We start from the raw sequence: 18,725 nt of genomic DNA, 5'->3' as shown, positions 1-18,725 counted from the left end.
GCAGTACCCTAGCCGCAGCTAAGGTACTCCAGGTTTGCGCCTGACTTACTCTGGGAGTTTAAAGTCAGATACAGATTCACGTAATGATTCAGCCATATTCGCCAATTCAGATACCGAACGTGCAGTATCAAATGTTGCACTGGTAGTTTGCGAGGTAATTTCTTGTACAACGTTCATCGTTGTCGCAATATGACCAGCTGAAGCAGACTGAAGTTTTGCAGCATCAGAAATGTTTGCAATCAGTTTCGCCAAGTTACCCGATACAGACTGAATTTCATCTAGTGCTACGCCGGCATCTTTAGACAAGTTCGCACCACGTACAACTTCCGAAGTCGTTTGTTCCATTGAAATTACGGCTTCGTTAGTATCCGTTTGAATGGTTTTTACCAAACCTTCAATCTGTTTGGTTGCAGACGCTGAACGTTCCGCAAGACGCTGTACCTCATCCGCTACCACGGCGAAACCACGACCTGCTTCACCCGCCATTGACGCCTGAATTGCTGCGTTTAATGCCAAAATGTTTGTTTGGTCGGCAATATCGTTAATCAATGCGACAATGTTACCAATCTCTTGAGAAGACTCACCTAGACGTTTAATACGTTTTGAAGTTTCCTGAATCTGTTCACGAATCGTATCCATACCTTCAATTGAACGGTTTACGACATCTGCGCCGTTTGCAGCAATTTGTACAGAACGTTCTGCTACGACAGCTGATTCTTCAGCGTTCGAAGATACTTGGTCAATCGACATTGCCATTTCGTTAATCGCGGCAGATGCACCAGCAATCTCTTGCGCCTGATGTTCAGATGCTTCTGCAAGCTGGTTGGTAATACCCTGCGTATTGGCGGTATATTGCGCAACTTCTTGAGAAGTTTCTGTAATACGCGATACAAGGTCACGTAATTGGTCGATTGCGAAGTTAATCGAGTCGGCAATCGCACCAGTAAAGTCTTCAGATACCGTCGCATACGAACGTAAGTCACCGTCTGCAAGATCGGCAATTTCATCGAGTAAACGTAAAATCGCGTTCTGGTTACGGTCATATTCTTCTTGAAGACGGGTTACACGGAATTTATCCGATTGACCACGTAAAGAAAGAAGTTTGAACACACAGATCAAGAAGGCTGTTAAAGCAAGAATCAACATTACCGCAGGTAAAATGGTTTTCAGACCTGTGCTAGAAGACAATTGATTTAAGTTGTCCAATAATTTGTCTGACTCAGCAAAAATTTGTGAAGATGCTTTACGTACGTTCACAATTTGCGTTGAGTTTTTCAAAATTGTCGCAGCCGCTGATTTTAATACATCGTCATATTCAGCTTTAATGCCTTCAAGTGACTCACGTAATTCAGGGCTTTCAATACGTTGTACACCAAGCTCTGTACTACCATCCAATTGGGCATTTAAGTACAAACCGAAGGTTTCAGTATCGGCACTGAAGTCATCTGCAGACTCACGTGAACTATCAGAACCGGAAAGCACCGAGCTGATCGAACGTAAAATACGTTCAGCAATGAATACCTGGTTTTTCGCAATCACCACCTGGTTCGAAGGCATGTCTTGACGTGCCATTTGGTCGACCATCAAGTTATATTCCGCCTGAATCCCCGGAATGGTTTCACCAATCGCGATGTTCGTGTCATATAATTTATTAATGATTTTTTGTTGCGAAGTAATCAAGTCAATACTTTTTGAAACCTCAGCCCACTGCGTATCTACAGATTTCAGCGCATCTGTATTTGCATGAATGTCTTTTACAGTTTCTAAGTTTTCTTTGAACGAATCTTGAGAGGCAATTAATTTTTTCATTGCATCTTCAGTACCTGATGCAGTTGCCTCAGTTGCTTGACGCGAAATTGTTTGCGAAAGAAGACGGAGTTCACCCAAACTTTGCGTTAATTGGTTACCGCGAGGAACGCTATAGAATAGGTATAATAAAATAATCGTTGCCAGTACTAATGAACCAATCGCACCATAAATAAATGGTTTGGATTTTTCACTATCACCAAAAACTCGAGATAATTGATCTGTCTGTGATTGCAGTTTTGCCAGAAAAGCATTACCGCCTTTACGACCACTGGTGCTTTCACCCGTATTTTTCTTTTTAAGTTTAAAGCCCATTCAGCTTCTCCCCGATTACGCCTTCTTTCGTTCGTGCGCGACAATTAATTTATAAATTTTATAGATGCGTTCATGTATTTTGGATTTTGCAGTAAACGACTGAAGAGAAATACATTCCACTGCTGGTTATGCTGGTGGAAATACCCCTGACAATATTCCTGCAAATTTCGATCCAACTCATTATGTTTAGAAAAATAACTTTTCTTATTAAAGTGTTGAATACCCAAAACTTGATCGACTACCAAACCGACATAATGGTCATTATGACTAATACATAAAACTTTTTGAGTGGGTGAAAAACTACTTCGATGACCGGTTATATATTGTGCTAGGTCAGACAAAGAAAGTAAGCGTCCCCGAATATTGGCTAATCCCATCACCCAAGGTTGGGTGTTGGGAACTGGCGTATATTTTGGTGGGTAGATCACTTCAGCTACTTCACCTAAAGGAGCAACGTAATATTGCCCCATCATCTCAAAAGCAATGCCTGACCATCGGTTTACTTCATTTTCAGTGGAAACGTAGTTTTTGTTTCCTCGTTTTGCGATTCGAAGTAATTCGATAAATCCATTTGCTGCCATAGAGCTTTATCCTGCATTGAGGTGTTGCTTAATCACATCAATTAATTGTTTTTCGTCTACAGGTTTAGTCAGATAATCAGAAGCACCTTGGCGTTTACCCCAAACACGGTCAGTTGCCTGATCTTTGGTACTTACAATGACAATCGGAATATGTTTGGTGGTCGCACCACGTGCAATTTGACGTGTTGCTTGGAATCCATTCACACCCGGCATTACCACATCCATCAAGACCAAATCAGGTAACTCAGCTTGAGCCATCGTCACCCCATCTGCCCCATTTGAAGCTTCAATCACTTCAAATCCGTGTTTACCTAAAATTTCTTTAAAACGGAATGTTTCTGTTGGTGAATCATCAACGATTAGGATACGTGCCATGCTTTTTCCCCAAAAAATAAAAAATCTAATTAAGCTGTAACGTGATTACGGATTGCATTCAGCAATTCATCTTTACTGAATGGCTTAGTCAAGTATTCATCAGAACCTACAACACGACCCTTCGCCTGATCAAATAAACCATCTTTACTTGAAAGCATAATCACAGGAATATTTTGATAATTTTGAGAGTTTTTAATCAGGGCACAAGTTTGATAGCCATCAAGACGTGGCATCATTATATCGACAAATACGATATCTGGATTCGCATCTGCAATTTTTGAAAGTGCTTCAAAACCATCTACAGCAGTGACTACTTCACATCCTTCACGCTGAAGCAGCGTTTCGGCCGTACGACGAATGGTTTTTGAATCATCAATTACCATGACTTTTAGATTTTGGAATTTATCGTCCATTTATTGACCCTACCCATTGAGGATGTACAAACAATTAAGTTAGCAGCATTATTATTTACAAGTTGTGAACATTTTTAACATATCTTTACTTGCGTTTTCAATGAACATTTTCTGCGCAAACACACAAGATTTCTTGTTTTTATTAACTGCTTCACACTTTCCGATGACCAACGATTTTTTTTTAACTTGGAATAGTATTTAATTGTCTTAATTAAGCATATTATAGCAAGATTATTACTTTAAAATAAGTAATTTAGTCAACTTTAAACTGGGGAGTACAAGGTTGAATCCGTTTACAAAAAAAATTCACTTGATTGGCCTTAAACATTTCTCAAAAAAAATCATTCTGACGACTTGTTTACTGGCTTATACCCCGCTTTTATTTGCTGCACCAACCAATATACAGCAACCACAAAAGGCCACTTGGTATCGTTACTATGACAGTAAAGGTGTAGCAAACATCAGTACCAATGTGACACCAAATCACATCCGCTATGGTTATGAAGCACTTGATCAAAATATGCAAGTGATTAAACGTAACCGCCCCTACAATGCTGAAGCTGACATTAGACAAGCTCCTCAGCGTGCTGCCCAAGCACGTCAGCAAGCGTCAGATATCAAACTTAAAAAAGCCTATACCAATAGCCGAACTGCAGCCATTAAAAAGCGTGATGCACTGACAGGTATACGTAAACAGATCGTGTTTGAACAAGAACAATTAAAACAATTACAAAATGATCGTGTATTATTTGTTCGCCAAGAACGTGAACATTTTCGAAAAGGTGAAACCGTTCCGGCAAAATTAAAAACAATGTTGGATAATAATCAAAAAAATATGGTAGCAAAAAAAGAATACATTCAATCGTTACAAACTCGCTATCGAAATACAGAAGCTGAATACGACAGAATTATTACGCGTTTAAAAGCGATGGAATAAACTTGTTATTCAATTGCTTTTGTAGACCGCTGATATAAGGACCATTATGCACTCTGCACAGCAATCATCCCCATTTTTAAAGCTTAGCATGCTTTGCATAAGCCTGACTTTGGCTGCATGTCAAAAAGAAGATCCGCAGCAAAGTGTTAAACCAGAAAATAAGATTGAATTAATTCAACAAGATCTGGTGACGATCGAACAAGGCAACGCCATTTCAAAAACGGCCTTTACTGGTACCATTCGGGCGGTCAATCAGAGCAGTATTCAAGCCCAAGTCACTGCGACTGCAACCAATGTTAATGCAGAAGTCGGACAACGTGTCAGCAAAGGCCAAGTGTTGGTGCGTTTAAATAATCAAGACAATGCCGCACGTCTTGCTCAATCTCAAGCAAACCTTGCCTCCACGCAAGCTCAAGCCAATCAAGCCAAACTGATGATGGAACGTAAACAGCGTTTGCTGAATCAAGGCTTTATTTCCAAAGTAGAGTTTGAACAAAGTCGTGTCGATTACCAAGCTCAAATGGAAAATGTTCGTGCCCAACAAGCTAATGTCGATATTGCGCGAAAAGCCAATCAAGATGGTACCATTTATAGCCCTATCCAAGGCGTGATTACCAAACGTGATGTTGAACCGGGACAAACGGTTGCTGCCGGACAAACCCTTTTTGAAATTATCAATCCAGACCAATTAGAAATTCAAGCCAAATTACCAAGTGATCAGCAAGCTGCACTGAAAATTGGACAAAAGATTGAATATAGCATCCAAGGTAATAGCAATTTACTCACAGCACAAATCAGCCGGATTTCACCGATTGCCGATCAAGCCAGTCGTCAAATTGAATTTTTTGCAGCCCCAAATGAAACTATTACTTCATTAAGTATTGGTGCTTTTGTCGAAGGCCACATCTTAGGCACGGATAATATTTCAGGCCAAAAAATTCCACTCGACACCATTCAAAGTCTAAAAGATAAACCTTACGTCTGGGTCATTCGTCAAAATAAAATTGCCAAAGTACCTGTACAAATTTTGAATCAGAGTTATAGCAATAACACCGCGATTGTTCAGGGCTTACAAAATAGTGATCTGATCAGCCGAATTAAATTTAATGATTCAGATATCAAACAAGATGTAAGTATCAGCCAAAATTAAAAGAATAAGGCAGGACAGTTGTTATGTGGTTAACCCGAATTAGTGTGAAATATCCTGTTTTCACCATCATGATGATGTTCTGTCTGATGGTACTAGGACTCGCATCTTGGCAACGTATGGGTGTTGAAGAGTTTCCTGATGTCGACTTCCCTTTTGTTGTTGTCTACACCAACTATCCGGGTGCTTCTCCTGAGTCTGTCGAATCTGAAATCACCAAGAAACTTGAAGATCAGATCAATACCATTTCAGGCCTCAAGCAAGTCATTTCTCAATCCAGTGAAGGTTTATCCACGGTTATTGTCGAATTTAATCTAGATGTCTCGTCCTCTGTAGCTGCACAGGATATTCGAGATAAAATTGCACCAGTAACCGCACAATTTCGTGATGAAATTGATGACCCCATCGTAGAACGTTATGACCCTACTGCCAGTGCAATTATGTCGATTGTTTTTGAATCGAAGGACACGTCTTTACGTGATTTGAGTTCCTATCTGAATCAACGGATTGTGCCCCAGCTTAGAACGGTTCCCGGTGTCGGTACGGTCAATTTATTGGGTGATGCACAGCGTCAAATTCGTATTCAAGTAAATCCGCAAAAATTACAAAGTTTCGGGATTGGGATCGATCAAGTTATAAACACCCTAAAATCTGAAAATCTTGAAGTTCCGGGAGGAACCTTAAAACAAAAGAATTCAGAATTGGTGGTCGAAATTAAATCTCGCGTTATTCACCCAAATTCTTTCGGAGATTTAGTGGTTGCCAATAAAAATGGCGCGCCGATTTATCTCAAACAAATTGCCGAAATAGAAGATAGCCAAGCTGAAATGGAGTCGAGTGCTTATCTGAATGGTAAAACAGCCGTCGCTGTCGACATTCTAAGAAGTTCGGACTCTAATGTGATTGAGGTAGTTGATAATACCCGTAAAACCTTAAGTAAAATCCAACAGCAATTGCCGCAAGGCACGACCGCAGAAATTGTGGTTGATTCATCTAAAGGTATTCGTGGCAGCATTAAAGACGTTGCACGTACGATTATTGAAGGTGCAGTACTTGCGGTACTCATTGTATTGTTATTTCTCGGCTCATTTCGTTCGACAGCCATTACAGGTTTAACCCTACCGATTTCGCTACTAGGTACCCTCACCTTTGTTTGGATTTTTGGTTTTACAATCAACATGATGACCCTACTGGCTCTCTCACTAAGTATCGGTCTACTCATTGATGATGCCATTGTGGTTCGTGAAAATATTGTCCGCCATGCCGATATGGGCAAGGACCACGTCACCGCTGCACTCGACGGTACGAAAGAAATTGGTTTAGCCGTATTGGCCACAACATTGACCATTGTCGCGGTATTTTTACCTGTGGCATTTATGGGCGGCATTATTGGGCGTTTCTTCTATCAATTTGGTGTAACCGTCAGTACCGCTGTACTGATTTCAATGTTTGTGAGTTTCACCCTTGACCCCATGTTGTCTGCTCACTGGGCAGAGCGCAAAGATCCAAATAAAAAGCCGGGTAAAATCAAACGTTTTTTTAACTGGATTTCGAGCAAGCTCGACAACCTAAGCCATCATTATGAAAAATTACTCAAGCTTGCTTTAAGATTTAGGCTCATTACCCTTTTAATCGCCGTCGCGTCTTTATTTGGTGCATTAGGTTTATCCAAAATGATCGGAACTGAATTTGTACCCGTACCAGACAAAGGTGAAATTCGGATCAAATTTGAAACACCAGTTGATGCAACCCTTGAATATTCGCAGGCTAAGCTTAAGCAAGTAGATCGTATCATTCGCCAACATCCAGAAGTCAAAGCCACTTATGGTGCAATTAATAGTGCCACTGATCGGGGTAAAAACCATGCTAGCATTCGTGTCACTGTTTCACCACGTACGGAGCGTAGTCAAACATTAACGGATCTCAACAATGAATTCCGTACCCGCTTAAAACATGTAGCAGGTATTACCATTACCTCGATTGCCTCAGCTGATGAAACAGTATCGGGCGGCCAAAAGCCGGTTATGATTTCGATTAAAGGACCAGACTTAGATGAGTTACAACGCATTTCTGACCGATTCATGAAAGAAATTTCGAAAGTCGACGGTATTGTCGACTTAGAAAGCTCACTCAAAGAACCTAAACCGACATTAGGTGTACATATCAATCGCGTTTTAGCCAGTGATTTAGGTTTATCCGTCAATCAAATCGCCAATGTATTACGCCCTCTTCTTGCGGGTGATAATGTAACAACGTGGAAGGATGATAAAGGCGAAACCTATGATGTAAATTTAAGACTCACTGAAGATCAGCGTCGACTGCCAACTGACATTCAAAGCATGTACATCACATCACAAAAAACCGATGCTGCAGGCTTACCTATTTTAGTTCCATTGACAAGTGTGGCAAGCTTTGAAGAAACACTTGGTGCTTCACAAATTAACCGTCGTGATCTGGCACGTGAAGTAATGGTTGAAGCCAACACAGCAGGACGTCCTGCGGGTGATATTGGTGCCGAAATCAATGAGATAGAGAAAAACTTCGACTTGCCACCAGGTTATAGTTTTGTCACGCAAGGTGCCAATAAAGATATGGCTGAGTCTGCGGGTTATGCAATGACAGCGATTACCCTCTCTATTGTATTTATTTATATTGTTTTGGGTTCACAATTTAATAGCTTCATTCACCCTGCAGCCATTATGGCTTCATTGCCCTTATCATTGATTGGGGTATTCTTAGCCTTATTCTTATTTAATTCAACCATGAACCTCTTTTCCATTATCGGGATTATTATGCTCATGGGCTTGGTGACAAAGAACGCAATTCTACTCATCGACTTTATTAAAAAAGCCATGGATCATGGTGTAGATCGTTATGAAGCGATTATTGAAGCAGGTAAAACCCGTTTACGCCCCATTTTAATGACCACCAGTGCAATGGTGATGGGTATGGTTCCGCTTGCACTTGGTTTAGGTGAAGGCGGTGAACAAAGCGCGCCAATGGCACATGCCGTGATTGGCGGGGTGATTACCTCTACCCTACTAACACTTGTGGTTGTGCCGGTGATTTTTACCTATTTGGATGATTTCCGAAACTTCCTTGCACGTCAGGCCAAAAAAATCATGTCATAATGACAAAATCTAAAATGAGGTGACTTTGGAAAATGTTCACCTCATTTTTTATTGTATACTCTCCACTTTAACGCTTAATTTTTTAGGACAGTTTCCATGCGCGCGAGTCGCTTTTTATTTGCAACGTTAAGAGAAACCCCAAACGATGCTGAAGTTATTTCACATCAGCTTATGCTTCGTGCCGGGATGATTCGTAAATTGGCTTCAGGTTTATACACTTGGCTGCCGATGGGCGTTCGCGTATTAAATAAAGTTGAAGCGATTATCCGCGAAGAGATGGATCGTGCTGGTTCACTTCAAGTCCTGATGCCTGTCACTCAACCCGCATCTTTATGGGAAGAATCAGGTCGTTTCGTACAATATGGTCCAGAACTTTTACGTTTTAAAGACCGTCATAACAATGACTTTGTACTTGGCCCTACACATGAAGAAGTAATTACAGATCTTGCTCGCAATGAATTGAAAAGCTATAAGCAATTGCCTGCAAACTTCTACCAAGTACAAACTAAATTCCGTGACGAAATCCGCCCTCGTTTCGGTGTGATGCGTTCACGTGAATTCATCATGAAAGATGCCTATTCTTTCCATGTTGACCAAGCTTCTTTACAAGAAACCTATGACAAGATGTATGCAGCTTATTGCAAAATTTTCACTCGTTTAGGTTTAAATTTCCGCCCAGTTCAAGCGGATACAGGTTCAATAGGTGGTTCTGGTTCACACGAATTCCACGTCCTTGCGTCTAGCGGCGAAGATGACATCGCATTCTCTACAGAGTCAGATTATGCTGCTAACGTAGAAATGGCGGAAGCAGTATTAGTAGGTGAACGTGCTGCTCCGACTAAAGCACTTGAGATTGTTGATACACCAAATCAGAAAACCATTGCTGAGGTTTCTGAATTCCTTAAATCAGACCCTACTCAATCTGTCAAAGCATTATTGGTTCAAGGTGTTGCTGAAGAAGGTAAAGCTGCACCAGTGGTTGCCTTATTCCTACGTGGCGACCATGAACTGAATGAAATTAAAGCAGAAAAACACCCATTAATTGCTGCTCCATTAACTTTTGCAACTGAAGCACAATTAGCTGACTTAGGCTTAACTGCTGGTTTCTGTGGCCCTCAAGGCTTAACCGAAAAAGGCATTACCGTTATTGTTGACCGTGCAGCGTCTGTACTTTCAGACTTTGTTGCTGGTGCAAACCAAGTTGATAAACATGCTGTAGGTGTAAACTGGGAACGTGATGCACAATACACCGAAGTTTATGACCTGCGTAATGTTGTTGAAGGTGACCCTTCTCCAGATGGTCGAGGTACAATCTTGATTAAACGTGGTATCGAAGTTGGTCATATCTTCCAGTTGGGTCAAAAATACTCTGAAGCGCTTGGCTGCAAAGTTTTAGGTGAAGATGGCAAACCTCTCGTTGTGACTATGGGTTGCTACGGTATTGGTGTAACTCGTGTTGTTGCTTCTGCGATTGAACAAAACTTCGATGACAAAGGTATTATTTGGCCGTCTGCAATTGCTCCTTTCGAAGTTGCTATCGTGCCAATGAATGCACATAAGTCACCACGTACAATGGAAGCAGCTGAAGCACTGTATGCAGAATTAACTGCTGCTGGTTATGATGTGCTTCTTGATGATCGTAATGAGCGTCCTGGTGTTAAATTCTCTGATATCGAGTTAACAGGTATTCCACACCGTATTGTCATTGGCGAGAAAGGTTTGGATGCTGGTACATTTGAGTACAAAGGTCGCCGTGATGAAGAATCAAGCAACTTAAGTAAAGAAGACCTTTTAGCGAAACTTGCAAAATAATTTGCGCTAAACATAAAAAATCCCGCTAGGTGCGGGATTTTTTATATCAAATATTTTAAGCCTTAACAGAATTTCAGCCCCCCGAAGCAGTTAGAACGAAACTCCTGTCCAGACAGTTTTAAATTGGTTAATGGGAAATCAATTAATGACGGGTTTTTAATCTCTTTAACATCCAAAGAAGAACCTGCAACACAACCAAAGAGTAAATCTCCACAGTTACGAACATTGGTACTTAGGTCATGGTTAATTCCGGCGATCGTTTGTTTCAATACTTCATCCGTAATCGCCACTTTATCTGATGGTGTAATACTGCCCAAATCGACTTCATCTTCCATCGCCAGCCACCACCCTCTTTCTGCTGCGACTGCAGCACCAGGCCAGAGTATTTTTTGAGCTTGTAAAGATAGCGAAGCAGGGTTATTTAGATAAAGTGCGTGAATCAAACCTAAACTTTGATTTACCGTAATATCGGTTTTTAGCCCAGTAAGATACCCCGTCACATCTTTATTCAAATTAATGTTTAAACCGAGTAAAGAGATTTGAGCTTCTAATGGACCACTAAAATCTAGACGATCAACAGTTCCTGTACCCTTTAACTGTACATCTGTCATTCGATTACCACTTACAACAGTAGCTGGAATCGTAAAAGGAGCTGTGGTTGATTTTAAATTAAAGGAATAATTATCTGATTTGTAGTGAAGCGGTAGATCAACTTCAGCACCAAATAATGTCCCCTTAACTGCTCCTTCAATATATTGCTGCGTAGAAGCATAGTCCATCACACGCTCGGCAGTTGTTGCAACACCCGCAGATGCTTTGGTTTTCATATAACCACTAAAGGTATTGATACCATTGGGTGTATTGCTATTTTCTGTACCTAATGTCATTAATCCAGAAATTTTTTCAGCGCTCAAACGAAAGCCCATCACTTCACGTGTTGCAGCTGATTTCGGATCTTTAATTGCGATTTCGATAAAAGGATTGGTCAGCAAAGCAGAAGTTGCCGCACGTTCATCCGACGTATAATTGCTATTTGCAGGCAATCCACTCAGTGAAATATGATCAATATCAATATCACAAGCACCTGAGCCATTTGCACCACCACAACCCAATTGCAGCTTTTTAATATTTGCATTGAGCTCCATTTCAGCTTCCAAACCAAGTTTATAAAAGCCAACTTTGGATTGGTCAACGGCTTGTCCACTCTCATCCACAGAATTATACCCCTGCGTATATTCCATGGAGAGTAAAGCTTGACCATCAACTTTTGATAAGCTTTCATCATCTAAAGCCATCATTGCATGAGATAAGCTACTCATCGCAAATGTCGAGAATATCAAACCTCTGATTAACTTCTTTTTCATAACAAATTCCCTGTTCGTTATTTTATTTATTTGTTATTGATTTAATTTTACTAGCGTGGAGTAATCCCCATCGTACTTCGCATTGTTCCACCTGTTAGGGCAATATCCACCATCTTTTGCATATTGCCATTTGTTAACATCGATACTTCTGCACGAAACGCTTTAGACATATTATTGGTTGGATTGAATTTTACCTGATTATCAAACTCTACCGAATCTTGTTTTATTTTAATTCGAGCATCAAAGCCTAGATCGCCCTGCATTTTATTAATATTGATACTTGAAGCTGAAACGACACCGCTGGCATTTACATCTTCATTCATCAAACTTAAATAGCTTCCCATAACTTTTTGATCTTTCTTTTCAGCATCTGTTAATGCTTTAAATTCAAAGCTTCCACGGAAAGATAAATAATTATTTTCTGCACTGTCATTTAGACCCGGTACTATAAATAGCTCACCTTTACCATCGAGTTTAAACGCAATATTCGTCAACACATCATCACGTTTAGAGAAATTATCTAAAGGTACTGTAGTCCCACATTTGGCAGAGGCTGTAGTCGCACAGTTATAGGTTGAACCAGGAAGTTGACCAATCGCTAACTCGGCATTGGCTGCAATCAATAGATTATCTGCACGTACATAGATGCCATCATTTTCATAGCCAATCACACCATCAGATTGAATAAGTGCATTGATGTTTCGCAAGCCGGCATAATAATTGACTTCTTGACCATTAATACCTTTTTTACCATCAATCAAAATAATGGAAGTTGTACTTGGTGTTCCTGTTTTTTTATCAACACCATAACCATCTGTGCTCATCACAAGGTTATAGCCAATACCTGATTTTTCAGCCGCATTTTTATAACTGTATTTTTTCTCTGATAATGCAACGTTGGCATTCATATTATAAATCGGGATACCAATCCCCCAACTGTTGTCATTACTTGCAATTGCAGCAATTGAGTTATCCGAAATAAATCGTGCGGTACGCGCGATGGACTGAAAATCCATACCACGAATCGCCACAAGTGCAAAATTTCCACCCGCCGTTTGATTTGACAGATTCTGGGTTAAAACATTATTGGTTAAACCTAATGTCGCTTTTAATTTATCATTTACCAGAAAATCAAGGCTTTTTGCTTGAATGGTATTGATATAAATATCGCCAAAATCAATATAGGCATTTTTATCAGCAACTAAAGACGTTAAATTAGAAAATTCAATGGAATAACTACCAATACCCGTATGGCCAATTTCTAAGGTTGTCGGTGCTTGACCTGCAACAAGACTCGGATCATCTTTTGAAGTGAAATCCGCGCGCACACCTAAATGTAAACCACCTGAACCAACGGACTCATATCCTGAAGCTTTCGTTGCTAGACCAAAATCTTTAATTCCTTCTTGATTGGCATTTAAGGCAACTCGTGCATTAGTGACAGCACCCGATGCTCCCATACGAATTAAATTGCGCTGTGCACCACCATCGGTACCGTATCGTAAATCGATATTAACGCCGGGGTTTGTGGCATCGCTACGTGAGCTATGTACATCTGAAGTATCCTTTACCCGCCCCAAATTGACCGCATGGTCTTTGCTCCCTGTGGATTTTGTGGTGAGAACAATGCCTTCATCAGCTGCGACATACATATAACCTGAACCAGCAAAGTTAAAGTTAAAGTCCTTTAAGGTTACGCTATGTCCATTCATACCATGACTAATACTGGCATTTTGCAATTGAAATTCCATATACGCCGTATCATTACGGTTAAATAGACCATTGCTGGTTTCAAGTAATACTTTTAAAGGTGAAGATGTTGCAATCGTAAGTGAACCTAAATTTTGTGTAGGCGTTTGGCACGTTGCACCTTGACACAGCAACATAATATTTTGTGCAACAGCCGTAAAAGGGCTGACACTCGCAGCTATACGCATGCCTACACCAGCATCCGTAGTCCCAACATCAAAATCTAATTTTGATGTAATGGTGCTTTGCCCAACGCCATCTATTTGTACATTGTGCAAACCCATTTTCATCTTATTTTGGTCAGTTGGGTCAACCCAATTTAACTGATCAACTTTGACTCTAGAAACTTCATGGGTAATCGAAATACCATCTTGGCCAGTAACTGCACCCAAGCTTTCATCGGTCATCGCTTCAAAAGCATATGCATGTTGAGCAAGTAAAATACTGGTTGCGAGTGCCGTTAAAGTTGTTATTTTTCTCATCACAATATCCTTATATTCAGTCACAGCTGATTAACAGCGACCTGCACCATTTCCAGTGCAGTTAAAACTGAAGATGTTTAACTTTCCACTCATGTGCATGTTGCCATGCACATTAACACCCATAAATCCTTGTTCTGAACCACGATCAAAATCAGGCACTGCTAAAGTTGAAGTTGTTCCATCAGCTTTCTTTTCGGTATAGGTCGTATAAGTACTGGTATTTTCATAACCTTCCTTACCTGTCGTCCCTGTTTCCACCGCCAACGTAGCAAAACCTAAATTTCTAATTTTTAATGGCTTATCATCATAAAATGTCAACTGCATAGCCGTTTGTGGATTGCCTTCACGATTGATAATCGTCACACCATCTAGTGAAAATTGATCGATCTGTAACGTTCCTTGAAACTGTTTAAACACCAACCATTTCTTATTACCATTTGCATCCACATGATTATTGGGCGCAAGTGCTAAGCGACAAAACTCATTGGATGAACATTGATATCCATAAAAAGCTTGAGTCGTTTTTCCATTCGCATCCATGATAGAAATGTTGTTTTTCGACATATCATTGGCGTATTGATGGTTTAATGAAAGTGTCCAACTGAGATCAGCACCGCCTTGACCGGTTGCAGCAGTGAGTTCGGTATTATCCATAGACACTAAGCCTGCATGAGTTTGTGTCAGTGCAGCACAAACAACAGCGCATAAAATTTTATACATTTAATTTCTCCTACAGCCCTGTTGTTCTTATTTTTAAGTGCTGAATCAATACGCCATCTATGGCAACAGATCCTAAATTCGTGCTTTGTCCATTGACACCTTTAAAGACCACACCTGTCGCCGTATCCGTACTTTTTGCATTCAGCAGATTACCAGGCAAGCGCTCTACTGTACCGATTGCAATACTACTATGTGTTGCATTACGCCCTTGATATAGTGCTGTCGCATCTGAAGAGTTTGCTTTTAACTCCGTACCACAACTATAGACGTTACAGGTTGAACCTTTAAAGTCAGCAGCGGTTAAACCCGATGTACCTGTGGTATTTCCAGCGATATCTGTATAGTAAGTATAAATTTTACTGTATATAGAAGGCACGTTAGGAATACGTGTTACTTCCAAAATAATATTTCGACCTTCCGATCCCACAATAAAGGGTTGATACATATTGCCTAAAACTAAATTGATGTTTGGGCTATATAAATATAGACCTTCCGTTTCATGGAAAATCGGAGCGACAGAACGATCCATAGCGGGTGTCGCTGCAGTACCATCATCCAGTTCGGAGCGTGCAGCTGTACTGATACGCATACCGCGAGCATCCAAATCACCATCATTGATACTCAGTGACTCAGCACGATCATTGGTATTAATACGAATTAAACTGGCTAAACCTAAAGTTTGGTTATAGTTGGTATTTGTTGATTTTAGTGTTTGAAAAATGCGAACTTGTGAACCATTAAAACTCAAACCATTCGCAACAATTTGAGTCCGTAATCGATAATCTTTATCTAAGCCACTGGTCGGCGCACCGGTAATCGGATCGACGACATTGCTTGAATTCAAAGACCGTGAAAATACATCCATCCACAAACCAAGCTTGATGTTGTTAGATGCATCATCTGCCGCAATTTTCTTTAATGGTGCCTCAATCGCTAAGTAACCAACATTCCCCTTATTATCTTTCGCAAATTGTTCAACATCTTGATTTCCCGCATGGAAAAGCCACGGATTTTCAGCGGTCCCCCAATTAAACCCTTGATCGGTATAGCGTGTTGCTAATGAACTTTTGCCATTTTTATCTTTACTGTTTGATAAGGCTAAACCATATATAAAGACATCTGCTTTCGATCTGAGACTCGATACGGTCGCAGTCGAAGCAATTTGTTTTGCTGTAATTTCAGCATTTTTCTTCACGGTTGCTAATGCTGCATCGCTTGCCTTTTGAGCTTCAAGCTTGGCATAGTCCGTTGCCAACTGATTGAGGGTTTCTGCAGCTTTGGCATTCAACTGAGCATTTTTTGTTGTATCTATAATATTTGAACGTGTAATTTTTCCTGAGACATAATTTTTATAAAAAGTCGAAGTGGTCGGCAAATTACCCGTACTATTGTTACCGTATAGTAACTCAATCATTTCATAGGTATTTTTTAAAGCAGCAGTTTGTGACTTTTCTTTTAGTCCTGGAGTAATTGATTCTTTCGTTGTGCCATCGTTTTCAAAAGGTAAGCCAGCCGATGAACCATTATAATAATCTGCATAACGCTGATCGTAATATGCCTTCATCGTTGGTGATTCAAGATAAGACTGTACTAATCGGCCACGATATTCTGTTGAATATGTTGCGATGGTTTCATTGGTTACTCGTGTAGCATTATTGGTCTCATAAGTGCTTTTAGAACTTATAAAAGTTGAGTCATAAACACCGTTATAGCCCGTAACTCGGCCTTGCTGATAAGCATCAACATAAGCTGCTTTGTAGATTTTATCGTAAGCACGCTGCCCTAATTGTTCATAGTTTTCACCTGTAGGAATAATCCGAATAAAACCTGTATCGTTTTTCCCAGGATCAACCATACCAGACGCATAACTAGAAGCCGTAGAACGGTCATTTGGCCCTTGAAAGACCATTTTGAAATTCTCTAAAGTGAGTGCAACACCTTCACCCGTTGTGGCTGAAAGTGCTTCATCTGATAAATCTTGAAGCGCATAAACAGATGGTGCAGCAAAAATGCTGACTGCGGCTGCTAAGCAACTCTGGCGGAATAACTTAGCCTGGGTGAATTGAGTCATCTCGACCTTCCTTTTATCAGATGCTCTGCATCTCTCTTATATTTATTCCTGAGAACTGGCTTTGATGTTATTGTCCATTTATTCCTTAAATGGAGACTTGTGATAGACCAGTCACTTAACTTTTTATTATGCTGAATAATTACTCAATTGCAAAAACTTCCCCACCGAATGGTCTATTTTCCGATGAATGACCCAACAAAAAAGCGGGCTAATTCGCCCGCTTTATTTAACTAAATCCGAAGGATTAAGCTTTCGGTAATGTCACACCAGTTTGACCTTGGTATTTACCGCCACGGTCTTTATAAGAGGTTTCACACACTTCGTCTGATTCGAAAAACAACATTTGTGCGACACCTTCACCCGCGTAAATACGTGCAGGTAAGTTGGTTGTATTCGAAAATTCTAAAGTCACGTGACCTTCCCACTCTGGTTCAAGAGGCGTCACATTGACAATAATACCGCAGCGCGCATAGGTTGATTTACCTAAACAAACGGTTAACACATTACGTGGAATACGGAAATATTCGACTGTCCGTGCTAGTGCAAACGAGTTCGGCGGAATGATACAAACGTCTGATTCGATATCAATAAAGCTTTTATCGTCAAAGTTTTTAGGGTCAACAATTGCTGAATGAACATTGGTAAAGACTTTAAATTCACGAGCACAACGCACGTCATAACCATAGCTAGACACGCCATACGAAATAAGCTTTTCGCCATTTTCATCATAACGGACTTGGTTTTCTGCATACGGTTCAATCATGCCGTGTTTTTCGCTCATTTCGCTAATCCAACGATCAGACTTAATAGCCATTTATCTCTATCCAAAAACTTAAATCAATTATTGCGTGGTACTTTAACTGAAATCCGACTTAATGAAAATAAGCTTTACCGAACTAAGCGGATTTAGTCATTTTCAAATCAATTTAGAGTTTTAAAATCGCAGAATAACTCAGTGGAATCGAAAAACTGACCAAGACTAGCGATGCTGTTCGTTGTAGATTGGCTTGATTGAGCCAACTAATTTTATTCGATGCCAAAACGGAACCAAGAAAGGTCCAAAAGAATGCAATAGGAACAATCAACAACAGAAAGATCAGCATGTGAGCTACATAATACTGCGCATTTTGCCAAGCCAACGCAGGGAAAATCGCAGATGCAAATAATAATGCTTTGGGGTTTAATAAAGTCGCAACAAAGAGTTCGCGTGCACGAATGCCCTTTTGATTAAAATTTTCAGCAACAGTTGCTGTACGCCATAATCGCATAGCCAAAAATAGAATATAGCCAGCACTAAACAGTTTTAAAATGGTCGGTAGTAAAGGCAGATGTACGGAAATTTTACCAATGAGAAAACCCCATAGGCTAATCGAAATAAGATAACCAAAGGCTTCCGCTGGAATGAGTCGGAATGATTTACGTAGCCCAACTTGAATACCCGAAGATGCGAGTAAGGTATTGGTTGGTCCTGGCGTTAACAAAATACTGATAACTAGACCAATAAAAAACCATGAAATCATACTTTGACCTCAAACTTAATCCGCGAAGATTAATTCAGTTGTTTCGTATTAGCAAAATAAAAAATAGAAACGCTTATAAAAAACTCCTTATTTAATTATAAATTCAGTAACTTAAATAGAAAAACAAAACCTTAGCTGAACAGTCATTCAGAGCACCTTACAATTCAAAGAAATATCTTGAACTTATATTTATTAATAGAAATTTCACATGATTCCATGTATACCCTACAGTTTTTACACGTAACAAAATATTATTAAAATAAACGATATAGCTCCATGCCATTCTTACGCATAACCATTAT

At 40.1% G+C, this 18,725-nt stretch carries 14 protein-coding genes; 4 read left to right on the top strand and 10 right to left on the bottom strand.

Annotated elements, in window-relative coordinates:
* Window positions 1-45 precede the first annotated feature (45 nt).
* The 4 genes from FTU34_RS00805 to pilG are packed head-to-tail and all read right to left on the bottom strand — an operon-like array spanning window position 46 to window position 3,490.
* Window positions 46-2,121: a methyl-accepting chemotaxis protein gene (locus FTU34_RS00805; RefSeq protein ID WP_180034510.1), complete on the bottom strand. Its 2,076-nt coding sequence runs from the start codon at window positions 2,119-2,121 to the stop codon at window positions 46-48.
* 44 nt (window positions 2,122-2,165) lie between these two features.
* Window positions 2,166-2,702, bottom strand: coding sequence for a chemotaxis protein CheW (locus FTU34_RS00800; RefSeq protein ID WP_078191058.1), 537 nt, complete (start codon window positions 2,700-2,702; stop codon window positions 2,166-2,168).
* Between the two features lie 6 nt (window positions 2,703-2,708).
* Window positions 2,709-3,077 carry a response regulator gene (locus tag FTU34_RS00795; RefSeq protein WP_078191059.1) on the bottom strand — a complete coding sequence of 123 codons (369 nt, stop codon included), beginning with the start codon at window positions 3,075-3,077 and terminating at the stop codon, window positions 2,709-2,711.
* Window positions 3,078-3,106: 29 nt separating this feature from the next.
* Complete coding sequence (gene pilG, locus FTU34_RS00790) at window positions 3,107-3,490, bottom strand: twitching motility response regulator PilG (protein WP_078191060.1); 384 nt, start codon at window positions 3,488-3,490, stop codon at window positions 3,107-3,109.
* A gap of 343 nt (window positions 3,491-3,833) precedes the next feature.
* Between pilG and FTU34_RS00785 the strand changes: the two genes are divergently transcribed.
* From FTU34_RS00785 to FTU34_RS00770, 4 genes are all read left to right on the top strand, one after another.
* A complete protein-coding gene (locus FTU34_RS00785) occupies window positions 3,834-4,427 on the top strand; it encodes a hypothetical protein (RefSeq protein ID WP_373685158.1) in 594 nt (197 codons plus the stop codon).
* A 46-nt stretch (window positions 4,428-4,473) separates the two neighbouring features.
* Window positions 4,474-5,577 carry an efflux RND transporter periplasmic adaptor subunit gene (locus FTU34_RS00780; protein WP_180034512.1) on the top strand — a complete coding sequence of 368 codons (1,104 nt, stop codon included), beginning with the start codon at window positions 4,474-4,476 and terminating at the stop codon, window positions 5,575-5,577.
* A gap of 23 nt (window positions 5,578-5,600) precedes the next feature.
* Window positions 5,601-8,705: an efflux RND transporter permease subunit gene (locus FTU34_RS00775; RefSeq protein WP_180034513.1), complete on the top strand. Its 3,105-nt coding sequence runs from the start codon at window positions 5,601-5,603 to the stop codon at window positions 8,703-8,705.
* A gap of 96 nt (window positions 8,706-8,801) precedes the next feature.
* Window positions 8,802-10,517 carry a proline--tRNA ligase gene (locus tag FTU34_RS00770; protein ID WP_180023163.1) on the top strand — a complete coding sequence of 572 codons (1,716 nt, stop codon included), beginning with the start codon at window positions 8,802-8,804 and terminating at the stop codon, window positions 10,515-10,517.
* Window positions 10,518-10,579: 62 nt separating this feature from the next.
* Here the strand turns inward: FTU34_RS00770 and FTU34_RS00765 are convergent, their stop codons facing one another.
* From FTU34_RS00765 to FTU34_RS00740, 6 genes are all read right to left on the bottom strand, one after another.
* Window positions 10,580-11,881, bottom strand: a complete 1,302-nt coding sequence (locus tag FTU34_RS00765; protein WP_111884918.1) for a hypothetical protein — start codon at window positions 11,879-11,881, stop codon at window positions 10,580-10,582.
* A gap of 50 nt (window positions 11,882-11,931) precedes the next feature.
* Window positions 11,932-14,112, bottom strand: coding sequence for a DUF6160 family protein (locus FTU34_RS00760; protein WP_180034514.1), 2,181 nt, complete (start codon window positions 14,110-14,112; stop codon window positions 11,932-11,934).
* A gap of 30 nt (window positions 14,113-14,142) precedes the next feature.
* Window positions 14,143-14,832, bottom strand: a complete 690-nt coding sequence (locus FTU34_RS00755) for a hypothetical protein (RefSeq protein ID WP_067764582.1) — start codon at window positions 14,830-14,832, stop codon at window positions 14,143-14,145.
* Between the two features lie 10 nt (window positions 14,833-14,842).
* Entirely contained in the window at window positions 14,843-16,903 is a 2,061-nt protein-coding gene (locus FTU34_RS00750) for a hypothetical protein (RefSeq protein WP_180034515.1), read from the bottom strand.
* A 244-nt stretch (window positions 16,904-17,147) separates the two neighbouring features.
* Window positions 17,148-17,717: a dCTP deaminase gene (dcd, locus tag FTU34_RS00745; RefSeq protein ID WP_180034516.1), complete on the bottom strand. Its 570-nt coding sequence runs from the start codon at window positions 17,715-17,717 to the stop codon at window positions 17,148-17,150.
* Window positions 17,718-17,829: 112 nt separating this feature from the next.
* The gene (locus FTU34_RS00740; protein ID WP_078192265.1) at window positions 17,830-18,423 is read right to left on the bottom strand and encodes a LysE family translocator; all 594 of its coding nucleotides are present in this window, start codon (window positions 18,421-18,423) and stop codon (window positions 17,830-17,832) included.
* Between the last annotated feature and the right edge of the window lie 302 nt (window positions 18,424-18,725).

It is taken from the genome of Acinetobacter sp. YH12094 (genome assembly GCF_013419295.1).
In the GTDB taxonomy this organism is placed as follows: domain Bacteria; phylum Pseudomonadota; class Gammaproteobacteria; order Pseudomonadales; family Moraxellaceae; genus Acinetobacter; species Acinetobacter amyesii.
The sequence above is the reverse complement of the archived record's forward strand: the minus strand, read 5'-3'. Positions and strand labels throughout refer to the sequence as shown.

Bases quoted from the DNA above. Each gene is read 5' to 3' on its own strand.
- FTU34_RS00805 (WP_180034510.1), bottom strand. From the start codon at position 2,121: ATGGGCTTTAAACTTAAAAAGAAAAATACGGGTGAAAGCACCAGTGGT.
- FTU34_RS00800 (WP_078191058.1), bottom strand. From the start codon at position 2,702: ATGGCAGCAAATGGATTTATCGAATTACTTCGAATCGCAAAACGAGGA.
- FTU34_RS00795 (WP_078191059.1), bottom strand. From the start codon at position 3,077: ATGGCACGTATCCTAATCGTTGATGATTCACCAACAGAAACATTCCGT.
- pilG (WP_078191060.1), bottom strand. From the start codon at position 3,490: ATGGACGATAAATTCCAAAATCTAAAAGTCATGGTAATTGATGATTCA.
- FTU34_RS00780 (WP_180034512.1), top strand. From the start codon at position 4,474: ATGCACTCTGCACAGCAATCATCCCCATTTTTAAAGCTTAGCATGCTT.
- FTU34_RS00775 (WP_180034513.1), top strand. From the start codon at position 5,601: ATGTGGTTAACCCGAATTAGTGTGAAATATCCTGTTTTCACCATCATG.
- FTU34_RS00770 (WP_180023163.1), top strand. From the start codon at position 8,802: ATGCGCGCGAGTCGCTTTTTATTTGCAACGTTAAGAGAAACCCCAAAC.
- FTU34_RS00765 (WP_111884918.1), bottom strand. From the start codon at position 11,881: ATGAAAAAGAAGTTAATCAGAGGTTTGATATTCTCGACATTTGCGATG.
- FTU34_RS00760 (WP_180034514.1), bottom strand. From the start codon at position 14,112: ATGAGAAAAATAACAACTTTAACGGCACTCGCAACCAGTATTTTACTT.
- FTU34_RS00755 (WP_067764582.1), bottom strand. From the start codon at position 14,832: ATGTATAAAATTTTATGCGCTGTTGTTTGTGCTGCACTGACACAAACT.
- FTU34_RS00750 (WP_180034515.1), bottom strand. From the start codon at position 16,903: ATGACTCAATTCACCCAGGCTAAGTTATTCCGCCAGAGTTGCTTAGCA.
- dcd (WP_180034516.1), bottom strand. From the start codon at position 17,717: ATGGCTATTAAGTCTGATCGTTGGATTAGCGAAATGAGCGAAAAACAC.
- FTU34_RS00740 (WP_078192265.1), bottom strand. From the start codon at position 18,423: ATGATTTCATGGTTTTTTATTGGTCTAGTTATCAGTATTTTGTTAACG.